The 16,205-nt window shown below is 39.2% G+C and carries 19 protein-coding genes; 17 read left to right on the top strand and 2 right to left on the bottom strand.

Going from position 1 to position 16,205, the window contains the following annotated elements; translation table 11 throughout:
- Nucleotides 1-55 precede the first annotated feature (55 nt).
- From SG0102_RS13875 to SG0102_RS13860, 4 genes are all read left to right on the top strand, one after another.
- The gene (locus tag SG0102_RS13875) at nucleotides 56-2,203 is read left to right on the top strand and encodes a Tex family protein (RefSeq protein ID WP_125120487.1); all 2,148 of its coding nucleotides are present in this window, start codon (nucleotides 56-58) and stop codon (nucleotides 2,201-2,203) included.
- Between the two features lie 142 nt (nucleotides 2,204-2,345).
- A complete protein-coding gene (locus SG0102_RS13870; RefSeq protein WP_125120486.1) occupies nucleotides 2,346-2,732 on the top strand; it encodes an Hsp20/alpha crystallin family protein in 387 nt (128 codons plus the stop codon).
- A 14-nt stretch (nucleotides 2,733-2,746) separates the two neighbouring features.
- The gene (locus SG0102_RS13865) at nucleotides 2,747-3,142 is read left to right on the top strand and encodes an Hsp20/alpha crystallin family protein (protein WP_125120485.1); all 396 of its coding nucleotides are present in this window, start codon (nucleotides 2,747-2,749) and stop codon (nucleotides 3,140-3,142) included.
- A 16-nt stretch (nucleotides 3,143-3,158) separates the two neighbouring features.
- Nucleotides 3,159-3,536 carry an Hsp20/alpha crystallin family protein gene (locus SG0102_RS13860; RefSeq protein WP_125120484.1) on the top strand — a complete coding sequence of 126 codons (378 nt, stop codon included), beginning with the start codon at nucleotides 3,159-3,161 and terminating at the stop codon, nucleotides 3,534-3,536.
- Between the two features lie 16 nt (nucleotides 3,537-3,552).
- On the opposite strand, the gene SG0102_RS13855 is transcribed toward SG0102_RS13860, so the two are convergent.
- Nucleotides 3,553-4,104: a 3'-5' exonuclease gene (locus SG0102_RS13855; protein WP_125120483.1), complete on the bottom strand. Its 552-nt coding sequence runs from the start codon at nucleotides 4,102-4,104 to the stop codon at nucleotides 3,553-3,555.
- A 113-nt stretch (nucleotides 4,105-4,217) separates the two neighbouring features.
- Between SG0102_RS13855 and SG0102_RS13850 the strand changes: the two genes are divergently transcribed.
- From SG0102_RS13850 to SG0102_RS13800, 10 genes are all read left to right on the top strand, one after another.
- Entirely contained in the window at nucleotides 4,218-5,579 is a 1,362-nt protein-coding gene (locus SG0102_RS13850) for an MATE family efflux transporter (protein WP_125120482.1), read from the top strand.
- Nucleotides 5,580-5,861: 282 nt separating this feature from the next.
- Nucleotides 5,862-6,140: a glutaredoxin family protein gene (locus SG0102_RS13840; protein WP_125120481.1), complete on the top strand. Its 279-nt coding sequence runs from the start codon at nucleotides 5,862-5,864 to the stop codon at nucleotides 6,138-6,140.
- Nucleotides 6,141-6,456: 316 nt separating this feature from the next.
- Nucleotides 6,457-8,088, top strand: coding sequence for a peptide ABC transporter substrate-binding protein (locus SG0102_RS13835; RefSeq protein ID WP_125120480.1), 1,632 nt, complete (start codon nucleotides 6,457-6,459; stop codon nucleotides 8,086-8,088).
- 93 nt (nucleotides 8,089-8,181) lie between these two features.
- A complete protein-coding gene (locus SG0102_RS13830; protein WP_125120479.1) occupies nucleotides 8,182-9,096 on the top strand; it encodes an ROK family transcriptional regulator in 915 nt (304 codons plus the stop codon).
- Between the two features lie 71 nt (nucleotides 9,097-9,167).
- Nucleotides 9,168-9,482: a thioredoxin gene (gene trxA, locus SG0102_RS13825; RefSeq protein ID WP_125120478.1), complete on the top strand. Its 315-nt coding sequence runs from the start codon at nucleotides 9,168-9,170 to the stop codon at nucleotides 9,480-9,482.
- Nucleotides 9,483-9,613: 131 nt separating this feature from the next.
- Nucleotides 9,614-10,234, top strand: a complete 621-nt coding sequence (locus SG0102_RS13820) for an outer membrane protein assembly factor BamD (protein WP_125120477.1) — start codon at nucleotides 9,614-9,616, stop codon at nucleotides 10,232-10,234.
- 74 nt (nucleotides 10,235-10,308) lie between these two features.
- Nucleotides 10,309-10,734 (top strand): HD domain-containing protein, encoded by a 426-nt coding sequence (locus SG0102_RS13815; RefSeq protein WP_125120476.1) that lies wholly within the window; start codon nucleotides 10,309-10,311, stop codon nucleotides 10,732-10,734.
- Nucleotides 10,735-10,747: 13 nt separating this feature from the next.
- On the top strand, nucleotides 10,748-11,455 hold the full coding sequence (locus tag SG0102_RS13810; protein WP_125120475.1) for a metallophosphoesterase: 708 nt from the start codon (nucleotides 10,748-10,750) through the stop codon (nucleotides 11,453-11,455).
- A 152-nt stretch (nucleotides 11,456-11,607) separates the two neighbouring features.
- Nucleotides 11,608-12,408: an NlpC/P60 family protein gene (locus tag SG0102_RS13805; RefSeq protein ID WP_125120474.1), complete on the top strand. Its 801-nt coding sequence runs from the start codon at nucleotides 11,608-11,610 to the stop codon at nucleotides 12,406-12,408.
- A 108-nt stretch (nucleotides 12,409-12,516) separates the two neighbouring features.
- Nucleotides 12,517-13,542 (top strand): fibronectin type III domain-containing protein, encoded by a 1,026-nt coding sequence (locus tag SG0102_RS13800; protein WP_125120473.1) that lies wholly within the window; start codon nucleotides 12,517-12,519, stop codon nucleotides 13,540-13,542.
- Nucleotides 13,543-13,707: 165 nt separating this feature from the next.
- Here SG0102_RS13800 and SG0102_RS13795 read toward each other — a convergent pair whose 3' ends face one another.
- Entirely contained in the window at nucleotides 13,708-14,307 is a 600-nt protein-coding gene (locus SG0102_RS13795; RefSeq protein WP_125120472.1) for a hypothetical protein, read from the bottom strand.
- Nucleotides 14,308-14,432: 125 nt separating this feature from the next.
- Between SG0102_RS13795 and SG0102_RS13790 the strand changes: the two genes are divergently transcribed.
- From SG0102_RS13790 to SG0102_RS13780, 3 genes are all read left to right on the top strand, one after another.
- A complete protein-coding gene (locus SG0102_RS13790) occupies nucleotides 14,433-15,128 on the top strand; it encodes a hypothetical protein (protein WP_125120471.1) in 696 nt (231 codons plus the stop codon).
- A gap of 62 nt (nucleotides 15,129-15,190) precedes the next feature.
- On the top strand, nucleotides 15,191-15,889 hold the full coding sequence (locus tag SG0102_RS13785; protein WP_125120470.1) for an AzlC family ABC transporter permease: 699 nt from the start codon (nucleotides 15,191-15,193) through the stop codon (nucleotides 15,887-15,889).
- Nucleotides 15,886-16,197, top strand: a complete 312-nt coding sequence (locus tag SG0102_RS13780) for an AzlD domain-containing protein (protein ID WP_125120469.1) — start codon at nucleotides 15,886-15,888, stop codon at nucleotides 16,195-16,197. Before SG0102_RS13785 ends, SG0102_RS13780 begins: the two co-directional genes overlap by 4 nt.
- The last annotated feature ends 8 nt before the right edge of the window (nucleotides 16,198-16,205 follow it).

Genomic DNA, 16,205 nt, shown 5'->3' with positions numbered 1-16,205 from the left:
AAACCCCTTCAAACGATCCGGCAAATAGGATATAATGACACGACAGGAGGCTTTTATGAACCAGGATATTATTAAACAGACCGCCGCGTTATTAAAAATCAAAGTAACGCAGGTGGAAAACGTATTAAGCTTATTAGAAGAAGGGGCTACTGTACCTTTCATTGCCCGTTATCGTAAAGAGAAAACAGGCGGTCTAAACGAAGATCAGATCCGTGAAATTTCACAGGTCTATGAATACAGTGTCAACCTTTTAAAACGTAAGGAAGATGTTATTCGTCTGATTGACGAAAAGGGCATGATGACAGCGCAGCTCAAAGCCGATATCATGAAGGCAGAAAAACTGTCGGAAGTAGAAGATTACTATCGTCCTTATAAGGAAAAGAAAAAGACGCGTGCGACGATGGCGAAAGCCAAAGGCTTAGAGCCTTTAGCTCAGGCTATTATGAAATTACCAAGACACGGGGATTTAAAGCTGCTGGCGACACCTTATTTGAATGAAGAGGTGCCAACGATTGAAGATGCCTTAGCGGGAGCCAGTGATATTATTGCGGAAGATATTGCGGACAGTGCGAAATATCGTCAGCGCGCCAAAGAAGAAATTCTTAATTATGGCAAGATTGTGACGAAAGTAAAGAAAAATGCGAAAGATGAAAAGCATACATATGAAAAATATTATGATTACAGCGAAAGTGTGAAACGGATTGCCAATCACCGTGTCTTAGCGATTAACCGAGCGGAAAAAGAAAAGGTCATCAGTGTGTCTTTTGACTATGATGAAAGCTTTATCTTAGGCTATATTCTAAGAGGTTTGATGGGAAATAAGCAGACGATTGCAGATGAATTCATCCGTAATGCGACTTTAGATGCTTATAAACGTTTAATCGCTCCTTCGATTGAACGAGAAATCCGCAGTGATTTAACAGAAAAAGCCGAAGATGCTTCACTGCAGGTGTTTAGTGTGAACTTAGAACACTTATTAATGCAGCCGCCAATGAAAGGACAGGTCGTTTTAGGGTTAGACCCAGCTTTTAGAACTGGCTGTAAGTTAGCGGTCATGGATCCAACCGGCAAATTCCTCGCCAAGGATAAAGTGTTTATTACGATTCCTAAAAAGAGCTACGCTGAAGATGAAAAGAAACTGTTACAGCTGATTACGCGTTACCATGTCTCTTTGATTGCCATCGGCAATGGGACAGCTTCGCGTGAATCAGAAGCTTTTGTGGCGAAACTGATCAAGAACCATCACTTAGATGTGAAGTATGTTATTGTCTCTGAAGCCGGAGCTTCGGTTTATTCTGCATCGCCATTAGCGAAGGAAGAATTCCCGGATTTCCAGGTTGAGGAACGTTCAGCCGTATCGATTGGCCGGCGCCTTCAGGATCCGTTAGCAGAATTGGTGAAGATCGAACCGAAAGCGATTTCTGTCGGTCAGTATCAGCATGATATGAACCAGAAGAAATTGGGTGAACAGTTAGACTTCGTAGTTGAAAAAGTGGTCAACCAGGTAGGGGTCAATATTAATACCGCTTCTCCATCATTACTGCAGTATGTTTCTGGCTTATCAAAAACAACTGCGAAAAATATCGTCGCTTACCGCGAAGAACATGGCGCTTTCACATCCCGTGAAGAAATTATGCAGGTCTCTAAATTAGGTCCGAAATCTTATGAACAGTCAGTTGGTTTCTTACGTATCATCAATGGCCATAATATCTTTGATGAAACATCCATCCATCCCGATAACTATCAGGATGCGGCGAAGCTGTTAGATTATATCGGTTTAACAAAAGCTGAGCTGGGCACGAAGAAGATGGCGGAAGCCTTAGCGGATTTTAATATCCAAAAAGCATGTGAGGATCTCGCCTTAGATCATTATCTTGTGGAAGACTTAGTGTCCGCCTTTATTTCCCCACAGCGTACCCCTCGTGATGACTATGCGGCGCCGGTTTTGAAATCTAACGTCTTAACAATCGAAGACTTAAAACCAGGCATGAAACTGCAGGGGACCGTCCGTAACGTTGTCGACTTTGGCGCTTTTGTGGATATTGGTCTGCATGAAGATGGTTTAGTGCATATCTCTAAAATGTCCAAAAAGCGTATTAAACATCCATTAGATGTTGTCGCTGTTGGTGATGTTGTTGATGTCTGGGTTTTAGATGCAGATGTCAAGAAGCAGCGTGTTTCTTTAACAATGGTAGAAATGTAACATCGGGATCATCCCGATGTTATTTTTTTAAAAGAATTAGCACTCATTACTTGACAGTGCCAAAAAGAATACTATAATGAAGGTGTAATCAGAAAAGAGATTACGAAGATAAAAGAATAGTATTAGAAAGAGGGTAACAATTATGTTTAATATGTTCGATGATTTCTTTGATGATTCTTTTGTAGAACCAAAAAATGATACGTTGTTATGTGATGTGAAAGAAGACGACAAGAATTATGAAATGAATATTTCTATGCCGGGCTACAACAAAGATGACATTAAGCTGGATTTAACCAACGGTTATCTGACAATTAGTGCTTCTAGTCACAAAGATCATGACGAAAAAGATAAAGAAGGCCATTTGATCCGTCAGGAACGTTACCATGGAGCCCTTTCAAGAAGTTTCTATGTTGGTGATGATTTGACGAGTGAAGATGTTAAAGCAAAATATGATAATGGTGAATTACATATCACCTTACCAAAAGCTACAAAACAGGTTGAAAATAAAGCACATATCGCAATTGAATAAGGAAGAAGGTCTTGATGATGAGATTTTTACCTAGTTTAAATGAGATGTTTGATGATGTCATGTTTGATAACACGCATGATATGATGGCATGTGATGTTGTCGAACATCCTGATGATTATGAATTAACGATGGCCATGCCAGGCTGTGATAAAGATAATATTCATATCGATTATACGGATGGTTATCTCAATGTTGCGGCTGAAAGCCATCAGGATTATGATGAAACGGATGAAGACGGTTATGTGATTCGTCAGGAACGCAGCTTCGGCAAGATGGGGCGCAGCTTCTATGTTGGTGAAGGCATTGATCGTGATGCCATTAAGGCTTCTTACGATCAGGGCGAATTACATATCACATTGCCGAAAAATGATCAGGTTATTGATAACAGAAACTATATCGCTATAGAGTAATTGAAAGAGGGTAAGTATGATGTTTGATTTATTTGATGATTTATTTGATGAAAGAAATAGTAATGCTTTACTTTGCGATGTCAAGGAAACAGATAAGGATTATGAAATGAATGTATCAATGCCAGGCTTCAATAAAGATGACATTAAACTTGACTTAACGAATGGTTATTTAACAATTACCGCTGATAACAAGAAGAATGATGAAGAGAAGGATAAGAAAGGTCATCTCATTCGTCAGGAACGTTATCATGGCCGTATGTCGCGTAGCTTCTACGTTGGTAATGGCGTAACTGAAAAAGATGTTAAAGCAAAATACGATAATGGTGAATTACATATCACCTTACCAAAAGCAACCAAACAGGTTGAAAACAAATCACATATTGCGATTGAATAATGTCTCTCACGAGACATTATTTTTTTGTCTTGCGGGCATCTAAAATATAATCTCTGGTAAATTCTTCAAGGTTGATGCCATGATGCATCGCATCAATAAGAATTTCGCCGCAGACAATCGCATCACTATCCGCGCGGTGGTGATTTAAAGAGAGATTTAAGCGACTCGCCATGGTATTGAGTTTATGATTTGAAAAATCGGGATGGACATGACGACCTAAATTGACGGTATCAATATAAGGTACTAACGTCTGATGAGGAATTTTATAAGCATTGAGACAGTAAGAGAGTACTTTTAAATCAAAAGAAGCATTATGAGCGACTAAGACGCCGCTTTTCATAATCGGGGCAATCGTTGGCCATAACTCTTTAAAGTTAGGGGCATTTCTAACAACAGACGTATTTAAACCCGTCAAATCAATATTAAACTGCATGAAAAAGGTTTCTGGATTGATTAAGGAACTGTAGGTATCAATAATTCTATCTCCTTCAATAACCGCGATCCCAATGGAACTCATGCGGTCATTATAATGGTTAGGGGTTTCCACATCAAAAGCAATATAGCGCATAAAAATACATCCTCCGTTAATCGTATTATATAAGAAATAATCAGCTGAATAAAGGAAAAGACTTGATTAAAAGATGAGAATCGGTTAGGTTAAGAAAAAAGGAGCGTTTTTTTATGGATCGCAGCAGAGACCTGATACAAGGCAAGGTTTTTAAAAGTATATTATATTTCAGTATGCCCTTATTAATTGGCAATCTTTTCCAACAGCTTTATAACACTGTGGATAGCTATGTGGTGGGAAACTATGTCTCTTCCACCGCTTTAGCGGCCGTAGGCCAGTCGACGCCGATTATTAATGTCATCGTTGGTTTCTTTATGGGGCTAGCAACGGGGGCAGGCGTCGTCGTTTCACAATTTTATGGTGCCCATGATGAGCGCCGTCTCTCTTTGTCGGTGCATACCTCAATGGCCTTAACTTTACTTTTGTGTATTGTTTTTACTTTTATCGGGCTCGTTTCCTGTGTCCCGATTCTCCGTTTTATTAAATCGCCCGCCGCTATTATGCCTATGGCCACAACCTATTTAAAGATTTATTTCTGGGGGATCAGCTTTATGCTTATTTATAATATTGGCGCCGGCATTCAGCGCGCGGTCGGAGATTCCAAACGTCCGCTTTATGATCTGATTGCCTCTTCCTTAGTTAATGTGGTATTAGATCTTTACTTTGTCTGTGTCTTACATTTAGGCGTCGCTGGCGCTGCTTATGCCACGCTCATAGCCCAGGGGGTGAGTGCACTATTGGTGATGATCCAGTTATGTACAACACCAGCAAGCTATCGCCTTGATGTCCGTAAACTTCGAATAGAAAGTCCCATCCTCTCTCGCGTCATTCGTATCGGCATTCCCGCTGCGCTTCAGCAGAGTGTCATTTCTTTCTCGAATGTCTATGTCATGAGCTATATCAATCATTTTGGCACCGCCGCCGTTGCCGGCTATACGACCTATACGAAGATTGATGGTTTCATCATTTTACCAGTACAGTCACTTGCAATGGCTATAACCACTTTTACTGGTCAAAACTATGGTGCGAGAAAGTATGATCGTATTTATAAAGGGATGTATCTGACAATTGCCTTCAACGAAATCATTTCACTGATCTTTGTTGGTATGATCTTACTTTTTGGGAAAGATCTTTTACGGCTTTTTACGCATGATCAGCAGGTTATTCAGGATGGTTATATTATGGCTAAAGTCTTCTTGATAGGTTACCTGATCATACCTTTCACGAATATCATGTCAGGGGTTTTACGCGGCGTCGGAAAATCCTTTGTCCCCATGACCATCCTGATTTTCTGCTATGTTTTTTTACGACAGATTTATTTAGCGATCGTGACCCACTTTGATCATGCGCTTAATGTGGTCTTTGCCGGCTGGCCAATAACCTGGGGAATATGCGCCATTATTCTGCTTGTTTACTATCACAAAGTCTTCCACTTACCCTTAGATGATGAAAAGGACTTTACCAGTCTTAAATAATTATGTTATAATCTAGGTGCCTAGGAAAAATGTATTTCCTACAAACCATATAAGGGAACCTGATTGTCGACTGATGGTGTTGAAAGCCCACCATGAGTGGGGATCCTAAGATCAGCCACAAGGTACCCACCTGTACATAACAGGGAGATGAATGCCTAGGAAGTTTTGTAGGTAGAACTATAAAGCGCGCCTCTCATAATGAGGGGCTTTTCTTTTTGCCTAACGGGCATATTAATTGTCAACAAGACAATTTTTCGCTATGATGATAGTGAGGTGATGACAATGAAAAAAATTACAATGTTTTATTTAGATGACTGCGGTTACTGCCATAAAGCACATAAGGCTTTAGATGAATTAATGGAAGAAAACCCAGCTTACAAAGCTATTGAGATTAAGAAAGTAGAAGAATCTCAGGAACCTGAATATGCCGATCAGTTTGATTATTATGCAACACCAACTTTCTATGTCGGTGACCAGAAAATTTTTGAAGCTCATATCGGTATGACTTATGAACAGATCAAAGCAGAAGTCAAGAATGTCTTAGATACTGCTTTAGCTTAAAATAATAGCATAGACTTATAAAGGCAGGATCACTGATTCTGTCTTTTTTTTAGCGAAATAGTGGTCAGGTAATAATGATAAGTAAAATAATATTTCGTGCAAAGTTAGGCATTGTTCATGAATTATGGGAATAATAAAATGTTATTTAGTGATATCGCAAATATTGAAGAAAAATTATGGAAAAATTTTTATAAGGCAAAAATGTGAAAAAGTGTGATGAAATCAAGGAAATGTAAAATTTGTGTCAAAAAGGGGAGATTGACGAACTTTTTTAAAGTGCTAAACTTATGAGTGGACTTTTCAGGAGGTAAATGAAATGAAGTTTTTAAAGGTGGTATTGGCATCAGCAATGTCAGTATCGTTGCTTGCAGGCTGCGGCGGCTCTAGCAGCTCATCATCAAGCAAAGTATTCAAAGTTGCCAAATTAGGTGACATCATGACTTTAGATTCAACTCAGGCCTATGATACTACGTCAATCGAATGTATCCATATGATGAATGAAGGCTTAATGGGTGTGGATGCTAAAGGGAACATGGTTAAAATGTTCGCAAAGAGCTACAAAGAAAGTAAAGATGGGAAACACTGGACTTTCAAATTAAGAGATGGTTTAAAATGGACGGATACGAAAGGTAAGACTTATCCATTAAAAGCATCTGACTTCGTCTACTCATGGAGAAAAGGGTTAAAAGGCGAATACAACTACATCATCTCTGATGATGGTGCCGGCATTAAAAATGCGACTAAGATCATTAATAAAGGAACGAAAGCAACTGCTAAAGATTATGCATCTTTAGGGATTAAAGCTCCTGATGACAAGACTTTAAAGATCACCCTTGAAAGACCTTGTCCTTACTTCTTAGACTTAATGACTTACTCAGTCTTCTATCCACAGTGTGAAGAATTTGTAGAAAAAGCTGGGAAAAACTATGCTAATGATACAGATCATTTAATTTCATGCGGGGCTTTCATACCAACTTCTTGGACAAAATCATCACAGATCACATTCAAAAAGAATAAGAACTATTATAATGCGAAGATTATGAAGATCGATGGTGTACAGTACTTATTAGGCCAGGATGTTAAAGCGGCCAGTGCTTCTTTCGCATCTGGTAAAATTGACTTCACCGCAATCAACTCATCATTAGTTGATAAATATAAGAATACCAAAGATTATCGCGTTGATAAGCAGGGCTTCGTTTATTACTTAAACTTCAACTTCACAAGAAAGACAATGGCTAATAAGAATATCCGTGCCGCCTTATCTTATGCAATTAACCGTGATGACTTCTGCAAGAACATCTTAAAAGATGGTTCTGTCAAAGCGGATGGTATTGTCGGCAGAGATATGTGCTTCGATCCTACTAATGGTAAAGATTTCCGTGATGAAAACGGCAACTTCACTAACTATGATATGAAGAAAGCACAGGCTTACTTAAATAAAGGGTTAAAAGAATTAGGCAAGAAATCAGTAACAATTCAGTTATTATATTCTACTAATGAAAACCCAGGTCCACAGATTGCTCAGTACTTACAGAATGCATTCTCTAAGTTAAAAGGCTTAAAGATTGATATGAAAGCAACGGTTCGTCAGGGACGTATCGATTTACAGGCTAAGAAACAGTTTGATATGACAATCTTAAACTGGGGTCCTGACTACAACGATCCAACAACTTACCTGAATATCGCTTTATCTAATAACTCTAACAACCGTGGTTTCTACAAGAATAAGAAATATGATGCTTTATTACATAAAGCTGCCGCTACAACTGACAAAGGCGCTAGATGGAAGTTATTATTAAAAGCTGAAAAGATGTTCAATGAAGATTATGTTGATGTTCCACTTTATCAGATGTCACAGTCTTCATTATACAACCACGAATGGAAAGGCTTATTATATAAGAATGCGATGGGCGCTGCCTATACATACACTTATATGTACAAAGCTTAATCAGTTCGCGAGAAAGATGAGTTTTCCTCATCTTTCTTTTTTTTGTTTTGTTTGGTGAGCAATAGTGATAAAATTTCAACGAGGTGAAGACAAATGTATAAAAACCCCAAAACAGCTTTGCAGACTGTCTTAGAACAGCTTTACGATGGTAAGATTTATACCAGGGATTCTTTAGCGAAAGCGACCGGTTATGCAAAGTTTACCGTTAGTAAGTGTCTTAAAAGACTGATTAGTGAAGGACAGGTTACGGAAGGCAAAAGTGAACGTTTGAATACCTATCAGATCAATCCAGATCTTTTTCATGTGGCAACGATCGAAATGTATCATGTCCAGCGTTATTCTTTCTATGAATTTAAGAGTTTCAATCTCCACCATGAAGTGGTTGCGGATGATTTTATCGAAGATATGGATGAGCGTTTAGATGCCTTAATCAATGAAATTAAAAAATTCTTAGAAAAAGATCCACTCATTAAAACGTTAGGCATTTCGGTTACAGCCCCGGTTAATAATGGGACAGTTTTCCCAGGTGCCATCAGCTATATGGATAACATGAATCTGAAGGCTTTGCTGGAAGCGCGTTTCCCTATTAAAGCTGCGATTGAAAATGATGCCAATGCGGCGGTCATTGGTTATATTAGTGAACATGGTGATATTGATGATGCAGTGCTGATCTATCAGCCAAACAATATTGATATTGGTGTCGGGATCATTATTAATAAGCAGCTTTATAAAGGCCGTAATGGCATGACTGGAGAATTAAAGTATTATCATACAAATGAGATGGGTAATGCGGTTACCTATTTAAAAGACTCTTTGCAGCGTGTTATTCTCTTATTGAATCCAGAGAAGGTTTTGATTCACTCACTGGTCTTAGACCATCTGGAATTTGTCCACCACTTGGAAAATATTCCAGAAGTGATGCAGCCGGATGTTGAGGTCATAAAAAATATCGGCACCTACTTTGATGCGGGCTTAATAACCTTAGCGATTCAGGCTTATTTAAATTAGAAGCAAATCAATTGCACAAAATACAAATATCAGTACAATAGGAGATGTAATAAAGAAACGAGGTAATAAATATGGAAAAATTAACAAACGAAACATTTAAAAACACAATCTCTTCAAATCACTTAGTCTTAGTAGATTTCTATGCCGACTGGTGTGGTCCATGCAAAATGATGCATCCAGTTTTAGAAGATTTAAACAACAATAATGATAAAGGCTTAGTTGTGGCTCAGATCAATGTTGATGACTATCCAGAAATCGCTGGTGCTTATGGTGTTCAGTCAATTCCAAACATGATTTTATTCAAAGATGGTGAGGCTGCTTCACAGTTAATCGGTTTCATGCCTAAAGATGCTTTAATGGCAAAATTAGCTCCTGAATTAGACTAAGAAGAATGGATCATGTCCATTCTTCTTTTTAAGATTTACTTTAGAATTTTTTAAGGAAATAATAAGAAAAATGTCCTTTTAAAAAACAAATCTTCTTTTTATAATAGAAGTGTAGAAAGTAGATGATAGTTATGAGGAAACGTATAAAAATGATGTTAGGGATCCTGCTTTGTGTATGTTTAAGTGCCTGTGGAAGCGGAGCAGTCATCAATAGTAATAAGATTGCTACGACTAATGATGGTCAATTAATGAAACAGACCCTGCAGTATTATCAAAAAGGGCAATTTAAAAAAGCGACTGACAGTGCTAAACGTCTTTCCAAAGTATTCAATAGTGAATACACGATGTCAGAAGGCATGAAGAAAGCTTACAATAAGCTGCTTGCTGGAAAAGATGTCACCGCTTATTATCTCTATGATATCGATAATGATGGGAAGCCGGAATTATGTTATGTCGTAGGTGAAATTGAAGCATCGATGACTATGTATGTGGTCAGCTATAAAAATAAACTGATCAAAGATGGCAGTATCGCCTGCGGTCATAGTGTCTTTAATGCGTATCCGCAGCATAATGGTATGGTCATGTTAATGGGGCAGATGGGCTATGAAGAAATCTCTTTGATGACCCTGAAAAACAATAAGCTAAAAGTTAAAACCTTAAATGATCGGGAAAATGTGAAAGACTATCTGCCATTAGGGTTAAGCTTAAACGATCATACGGCAAATGGAAAATTAAACAGAGTGATTAAATAAGCATCTTTTGATGCTTATTTTGCTTTTCTTTTTAAGCAAGCGTGGTAAAATATCGGGTGAAAGAGAGGCATGAAATGAATAAAGTACAATTATATGGACAAGATATCTTACATTCTTCAACTTATCAGTCGCAGCGTCTTTTTATTCAGCATGGTCATGTATCAGTCTATGAACATTGCGTTAATGTCGCAATCATGTGTCTGAAAATTGCGTCTGTCTTACCGTTACAAGTGAATGAAAGAGCCCTTGTGCGCGGTGCTTTACTGCATGATTACTTCTTATATGACTGGCATGAACCAGGACATTCGTGGCATGGTTTCACCCATCCAGCGACTGCTTTAGCTAATGCCCGGAAGGACTATCAGCTTGGCGCCATCGAGCAGGATATGATTGTGAAACATATGTTCCCATTAACTTTATCCCTGCCGCGTTATCGCGAAAGCTTTATCATCGTCATTGCCGATAAGCTGGCAGCTATTTCAGAAACTATTCACAGATAATTGAGGGATCTTTATGATTTATATAACCGGCGATCTCCATGGTGACATTGATATCGCAAAATTACTTGATGAAAATTTTATGCAACATGTCACCGCTGATGATTATGTCATCATCTGCGGGGATTTCGGTCTGATCTGGAAGACCTATGAAGATGAAACCGAAAAAGAGTGGCTCGACTTTCTTGAGGAAGCCCCGTATACCACTCTTTTTATTGATGGCAATCATGAGAATTTCTATCGTCTTTATCATGATTATCCGACGGTTTTTATTAATGGCGGTCTCGCTCATCAGATCCGGCCCTCGATATACCATCTGATGCGTGGTCAAATTTTTACCATTGAACATAAGACTTTTTTTACAATGGGTGGGGCGACTTCGATCGACCGTTTCTTACGGATCGAAGGCAAATCCTGGTGGGCAAGAGAACTGCCTAATGAGACGGAATATAAACAGGCCCTTATTAATCTGATGAAACATCATAATCATGTTGATTATGTGTTAACCCATTGTCTGCCGACTTCACTGCAGTCGCGACTGCCTAAATATACTTTACCAGATGATTTGACGGAGTTTTTAGAGCGGATTAGCCATATCTTACATTTTAAGAAATGGTACTGCGGTCATTATCATTTAGATACGACCTTAGAAGGGCGTTATCGGGTGCTTTATAATGATATTATTTCGATCGAAAATGAAATTTATACGGATGACATCGAATGATGTCATCTTTTTTAATTCTTGTGAAACTCTTAACGATTTCTTTCAAAAATCTTACGTATTTCTTAAGAAATTCTTAAAACCCTATTGACAAGAGCACCCAACTTCGACATAATAGAGTCATCGAAATTTTAGAATATGAGAGGAAAGCAAAAATGATGAACCAGTTCCAGAATGAAAAAAAGAAATTTACATCCCATAAAAAATTAATTGCGGTTATTGCCTTAATTGCAGCTCTTGTTGTACCATTTGCCGGTTATGTAACAAGTGCTTCAAAAATTATCAGCGTTGACGCCGCTACAAATGCTGTTGTTTCGAAATCAACATCAAGAATCGGCTCTCGTTATGTTTATGGAGCATGTCATTCTTATGCCCAGATCAGAAACAGAAACCAGCGTGCTTTTGACTGCTCAGGCTTAGTCAACTGGTCTTACTACCAGGCTGGGGCAAGCATTGGGATCAATACTTCATCTTCATTATCATCGAAGGGAAGCTATGTTTCTTACAATAATTTAAGAGCTGGTGATATCGTTCTCTTTAGCGGTCATGCTGGTATTTATATCGGTGACGGTAAAATGGTTCACGCACCAAACAGCCGTTCTCGCGTCAAGGTAACAAGCTTAGCTGGTTACTGGAGATCAAGATTCAGAGGCGGTCGTCGTGTGATCACAGCTTCTTCATTAAAAGCGCAGGCTGATCGTGCAGCCAAGAAAGCAGAATCAAGAACTGTCGCAACCAAAGAATCTGTCACAAATACAACTTATGCCGCTGGTTCTTATAAATTACAGTTAACGATGACAGTTCGCAGCGGACCTAGCGTATCTCACTCAGTTGTTGGTGCTTTACCAGCTGGCACAACAGTAAAAGCTTCATCAATTCAAAATGGTAAATGGGGTAAGATCTCATACCATGGTAAGACTGCTTACGTCTCATTAAAATATGCATCACGCGTTTAAGAGGTTATCACAACCTCTTTTTTTATTTACAGCTGTTGAAAAAAATAGGATCGTTTTTTTAACTACGATATAATGATATTGAAAAGGGTGTTGAGAGGAGGAAAATGTATGTTTAAGAAATTGACACTCATCATGATGATGCTTTTATGCAGTGTAGTCCCCATTCATGGGCAGAAAAGCTATCTGACCTTAGGCTTGAAGGCGCAGCCTTTGGCGATGACGAAGGTGAAAATTACCGGCAAAATTGTTAAGAAAAACATTAAGAAAGCTTCTTATTATCGCTTAGAGAAAGCGAAGGGGAAGGCCTCATACCGGCTGCTCGCTAAGCTGAAGAAACCTTCTTACATCGATTGTCAGGTGACAAAAAATACCCGTTATCGCTATCGCTTAACAGCTTATTACAAAGGCAAAAAACTCAGCAGTGCCGATGCGACAGCCTATACCGGCGTCGGTAAAGCCACATTTTTTGAGTATCAGCGCAGTGATACAAAATTTACACCAACGAGCATTGAACTCAAGGGAACGGTAGAAAATGGTCTCACCCCGCAAGGATACTATGTCTATCGCAAGAAAGGTAAAAAATATGCTTTATTAGCGCATATTAAAGCCGCTTCGAAAGCCTTTCGTTATGTCGATAAAAAGGTCAAAGGCGGGCAAGGCTACAGCTATCAGTTTGCCGGATACCGTAAAGAAGGCAAGAAAACGTATATTGGTCCAAAGAGCAGCGCCATCACCATGTATGCCTGCCATGCTATTGGCACTTTTACCAGCCATGTGACAATGCAAAAAGGGGCATATGTGCTCACTCTTACAAGTGACGCTTTTAATGGTCCGCTTACGTTGACTAAACAAGGGTTAAGACTCACTTGTGAACAAATCAGTGATTTGTATCTCGATCGCTGGTCATTAGATGGCCGTAATTATACGACGGATCAGAAAATAACTCTCATGCCAGGCAAGAGCCTTTATCTGCTCGTGAAGAGTCAAAACCACCAAGTCATCACAGAAGACAAGTTAGAAGTGGATCTTGAGGAAGATGCTTCAAACTGTCGCTATGCTTCTTGTCCCGCTCATTTTAAAACACCTTATGATGCGACCGGTTATGCTCAGCTTAACTTTGAATATATCCATTAAACGATCGATAATGCGAAAAGTAATAGCGTGATAACCACAAAAAGGGCATCAAGAAAATCGTAAAGTAATGATTTCATAAAAAAACCTCCTGATGAGATTGTAATACAATCTTTAAAATCAGGAGGTTTTTAACCCTCAATGAAAGGGAATAATACGGTTTTCAAATCATTTTGTGCTTAAAGTCGCAATAAACTGGGGATCGTACTTTGAATAAGCATAGTCACGGGCTTCATCGCTTTTATAAATGTGATCCTGATGCGGCTTGGCTTTATAGCGCATGTAGTAGTACATGATCGAAAAGATCGAAGCTTTCAGGGTATCATCTTCATCCTGGACATAGAGGTGGAAGGTGTACATTTCATCCTTCGTAAGCTGGCGTTCTAATTCTAACTGGCCCACCTGCGTAGAACCTTCAAAAATATTAAGAGCCATATCGCGGGAACTGAAATGAATCGCAAAGAGCGAATAAAGATGCCCATGATAAAGCACCTGATCAAAAATCAGCTGATCATCAAGCATCGTACTTTCATACAGAGCGCCGGCATCTTTGTGGTGCTCATAAATAATATAGGGCGCCTTTTTGACTTCGTGTTTTTCTGTTAACGCATCAGAATAGCCGCGACGCAATTCAAAGTCCTGATCACCGAGGGATATTTTGAAGACTTGCTTATGATAATCAATAGCCCCCAGCAGGTGGTTTTCATGATCCTTGATCATAAAGTGGGCATCAGCCCCGGCGTGTGTTTGTATTATTTCGTAAATCATATTTCATCATCCTTCACTTATTCATTATACATAAAATTGTGAAATGTACATGAACTTTTAATCATTTCATTTTTTAATGCAATCATTCTTCGTATTGTGTACAATAGATGTAAGAGAGGATGCCTATGGAACTAAAATTTACAACCACAAAATTAGAACGTCAAAATCAGGAAATTTTATTGGAAATGGTCGATGATCGCCTGCACATTGTTTATGGCGAATTATTTGATCATATCATCAGTGAACGATTGCTTTCTCCTAAAGAAACATCTCAGGAGCTGAAACGCTTAGAAGACTTACAGCTCTCATCATGGGCGCATGAGTATCTAGATGAAAGTCAGCCCGGGGAAGCCTGGAAACTTACACGCAATGATGAAGTCTATCAGGGGCGCGGCGCTTATCCTGACAATTATGCTGACTTTATTGCTTTTCTGGATCGTCTGGTTCCCGAGGCGGCCTTAGTGGACTTAGATGCGGTGATCGATGCTTTCATTGTCTGTGATCAGGAAATGATTCGAATCACCCCAGATCATCAGCTTTTTAGCTATAAACGTCGTCACGGCAGTAAGCTTGCCACCGCTTTTGAAATCCATGATGGAGAATTGGTTGATACGATCTTAAGCGTCTTGAACGATTTCAACGCGGATGTCTTTTTAGCAAGTTATCCCGTCAGCCGTTATGTCTCCATTACCATTGCCCAAGGCGACACATTCGTTTATGACTATAATGCGAAAGATTTCCGCCATCTGATGATTGAAATTGATAATATTCTTGATGACTATTTTGAAGATCTCCCTATTTTTGATACAAAACAGCTTTAAATCAGCTGTTTTTTTCTTGATTGATTATCTTTCCCATTATATATTTGTCCTAGGTGATTCATGTGGAAGATTTTAAATATGGTTTAAAAAGAGGGATTCCGATTGCGATCGGTTATTTCCCTGTGGCTTTTTCATTTGGCGTCTTATGTATCAACGCCCATTTACCGCTAGGTTTAGCGACTTTTATTTCTTTATCGAATGTCACATCATCCGGTCAGTTTGCCGGCGTGGCACTCATGCGTTCGCACGCGAGCTATTTTGAAATTTCATTGACCTTATTAATGATCAATGCGCGCTATTTTCTGATGTCTTTATCACTATCGCAGAAGATTGATGAAAAGATGAGCACGCTCAAAAGAATGCTTATTTCTTTTGTCGTAACGGATGAAACTTTTGCCTTAGCATCCTTAGAAGAGGGGACACTTAATTTCCCTTATATGGCTGGCCTGATTTTATTGCCTTATTTAGGCTGGGCTAGCGGGACGCTGGCAGGCGAGATGATCATGGGCTTTTTACCAGGCAGCGTGCAGGGGGCGATGGGAATTGCTCTCTATGCAATGTTTTTAGCTTTAATTGTTCCGGCGTGCCGGAAATCGCGCCAGGTTTTGATCGTTGTTGCTATTGCCGTGGCGATGCACAGCTGTTTTATCTATCTGCCATTTTTTAGCTTTATGACTGCGGGGGCTAAACTCATTATCAGTATTTTGGCGGCTTCAGGTTTAGGGGCTTATTTCTTTCCGATTGAGGAGGATACACTATGAAATATTACATGATTGGGGTCTTATGTATGGCCGCCTTTTCCTATATTCCCCGTTTTATCCCATTAACCTTTTATCGTAAAAAGATTACCTCGCGTTATGTCCGCAGCCTCCTGCATTATTTGCCTTATGCAGCCTTAGGCGCTTTAACATTCCCCGGTATCTTCTCGTCAACGCCCAACCTGCTTGAATCCTTAACCGGTGGTCTCGTCGCCTTGTTTTTCGCCTATCGCGGCAAAGGGTTAGTCTTTGTGGCGATGACATCAATGATTGCCTGTTATATAGCTTATCTTGTTTTACACATGATCTAAGGAGATTT

The organism is Intestinibaculum porci (assembly GCF_003925875.1).
GTDB lineage: Bacteria > Bacillota_I > Bacilli_A > Erysipelotrichales > Coprobacillaceae > Intestinibaculum > Intestinibaculum porci.
This window is presented reverse-complemented; position numbering and strand designations above follow the sequence as displayed.

Coding starts and splice junctions, on each gene's coding strand:
- SG0102_RS13875 (WP_125120487.1), top strand. CDS start 56: ATGAACCAGGATATTATTAAACAGACCGCCGCGTTATTAAAAATCAAA.
- SG0102_RS13870 (WP_125120486.1), top strand. CDS start 2,346: ATGTTTAATATGTTCGATGATTTCTTTGATGATTCTTTTGTAGAACCA.
- SG0102_RS13865 (WP_125120485.1), top strand. CDS start 2,747: ATGATGAGATTTTTACCTAGTTTAAATGAGATGTTTGATGATGTCATG.
- SG0102_RS13860 (WP_125120484.1), top strand. CDS start 3,159: ATGATGTTTGATTTATTTGATGATTTATTTGATGAAAGAAATAGTAAT.
- SG0102_RS13855 (WP_125120483.1), bottom strand. CDS start 4,104: ATGCGCTATATTGCTTTTGATGTGGAAACCCCTAACCATTATAATGAC.
- SG0102_RS13850 (WP_125120482.1), top strand. CDS start 4,218: ATGGATCGCAGCAGAGACCTGATACAAGGCAAGGTTTTTAAAAGTATA.
- SG0102_RS13840 (WP_125120481.1), top strand. CDS start 5,862: ATGAAAAAAATTACAATGTTTTATTTAGATGACTGCGGTTACTGCCAT.
- SG0102_RS13835 (WP_125120480.1), top strand. CDS start 6,457: ATGAAGTTTTTAAAGGTGGTATTGGCATCAGCAATGTCAGTATCGTTG.
- SG0102_RS13830 (WP_125120479.1), top strand. CDS start 8,182: ATGTATAAAAACCCCAAAACAGCTTTGCAGACTGTCTTAGAACAGCTT.
- trxA (WP_125120478.1), top strand. CDS start 9,168: ATGGAAAAATTAACAAACGAAACATTTAAAAACACAATCTCTTCAAAT.
- SG0102_RS13820 (WP_125120477.1), top strand. CDS start 9,614: ATGAGGAAACGTATAAAAATGATGTTAGGGATCCTGCTTTGTGTATGT.
- SG0102_RS13815 (WP_125120476.1), top strand. CDS start 10,309: ATGAATAAAGTACAATTATATGGACAAGATATCTTACATTCTTCAACT.
- SG0102_RS13810 (WP_125120475.1), top strand. CDS start 10,748: ATGATTTATATAACCGGCGATCTCCATGGTGACATTGATATCGCAAAA.
- SG0102_RS13805 (WP_125120474.1), top strand. CDS start 11,608: ATGATGAACCAGTTCCAGAATGAAAAAAAGAAATTTACATCCCATAAA.
- SG0102_RS13800 (WP_125120473.1), top strand. CDS start 12,517: ATGTTTAAGAAATTGACACTCATCATGATGATGCTTTTATGCAGTGTA.
- SG0102_RS13795 (WP_125120472.1), bottom strand. CDS start 14,307: ATGATTTACGAAATAATACAAACACACGCCGGGGCTGATGCCCACTTT.
- SG0102_RS13790 (WP_125120471.1), top strand. CDS start 14,433: ATGGAACTAAAATTTACAACCACAAAATTAGAACGTCAAAATCAGGAA.
- SG0102_RS13780 (WP_125120469.1), top strand. CDS start 15,886: ATGAAATATTACATGATTGGGGTCTTATGTATGGCCGCCTTTTCCTAT.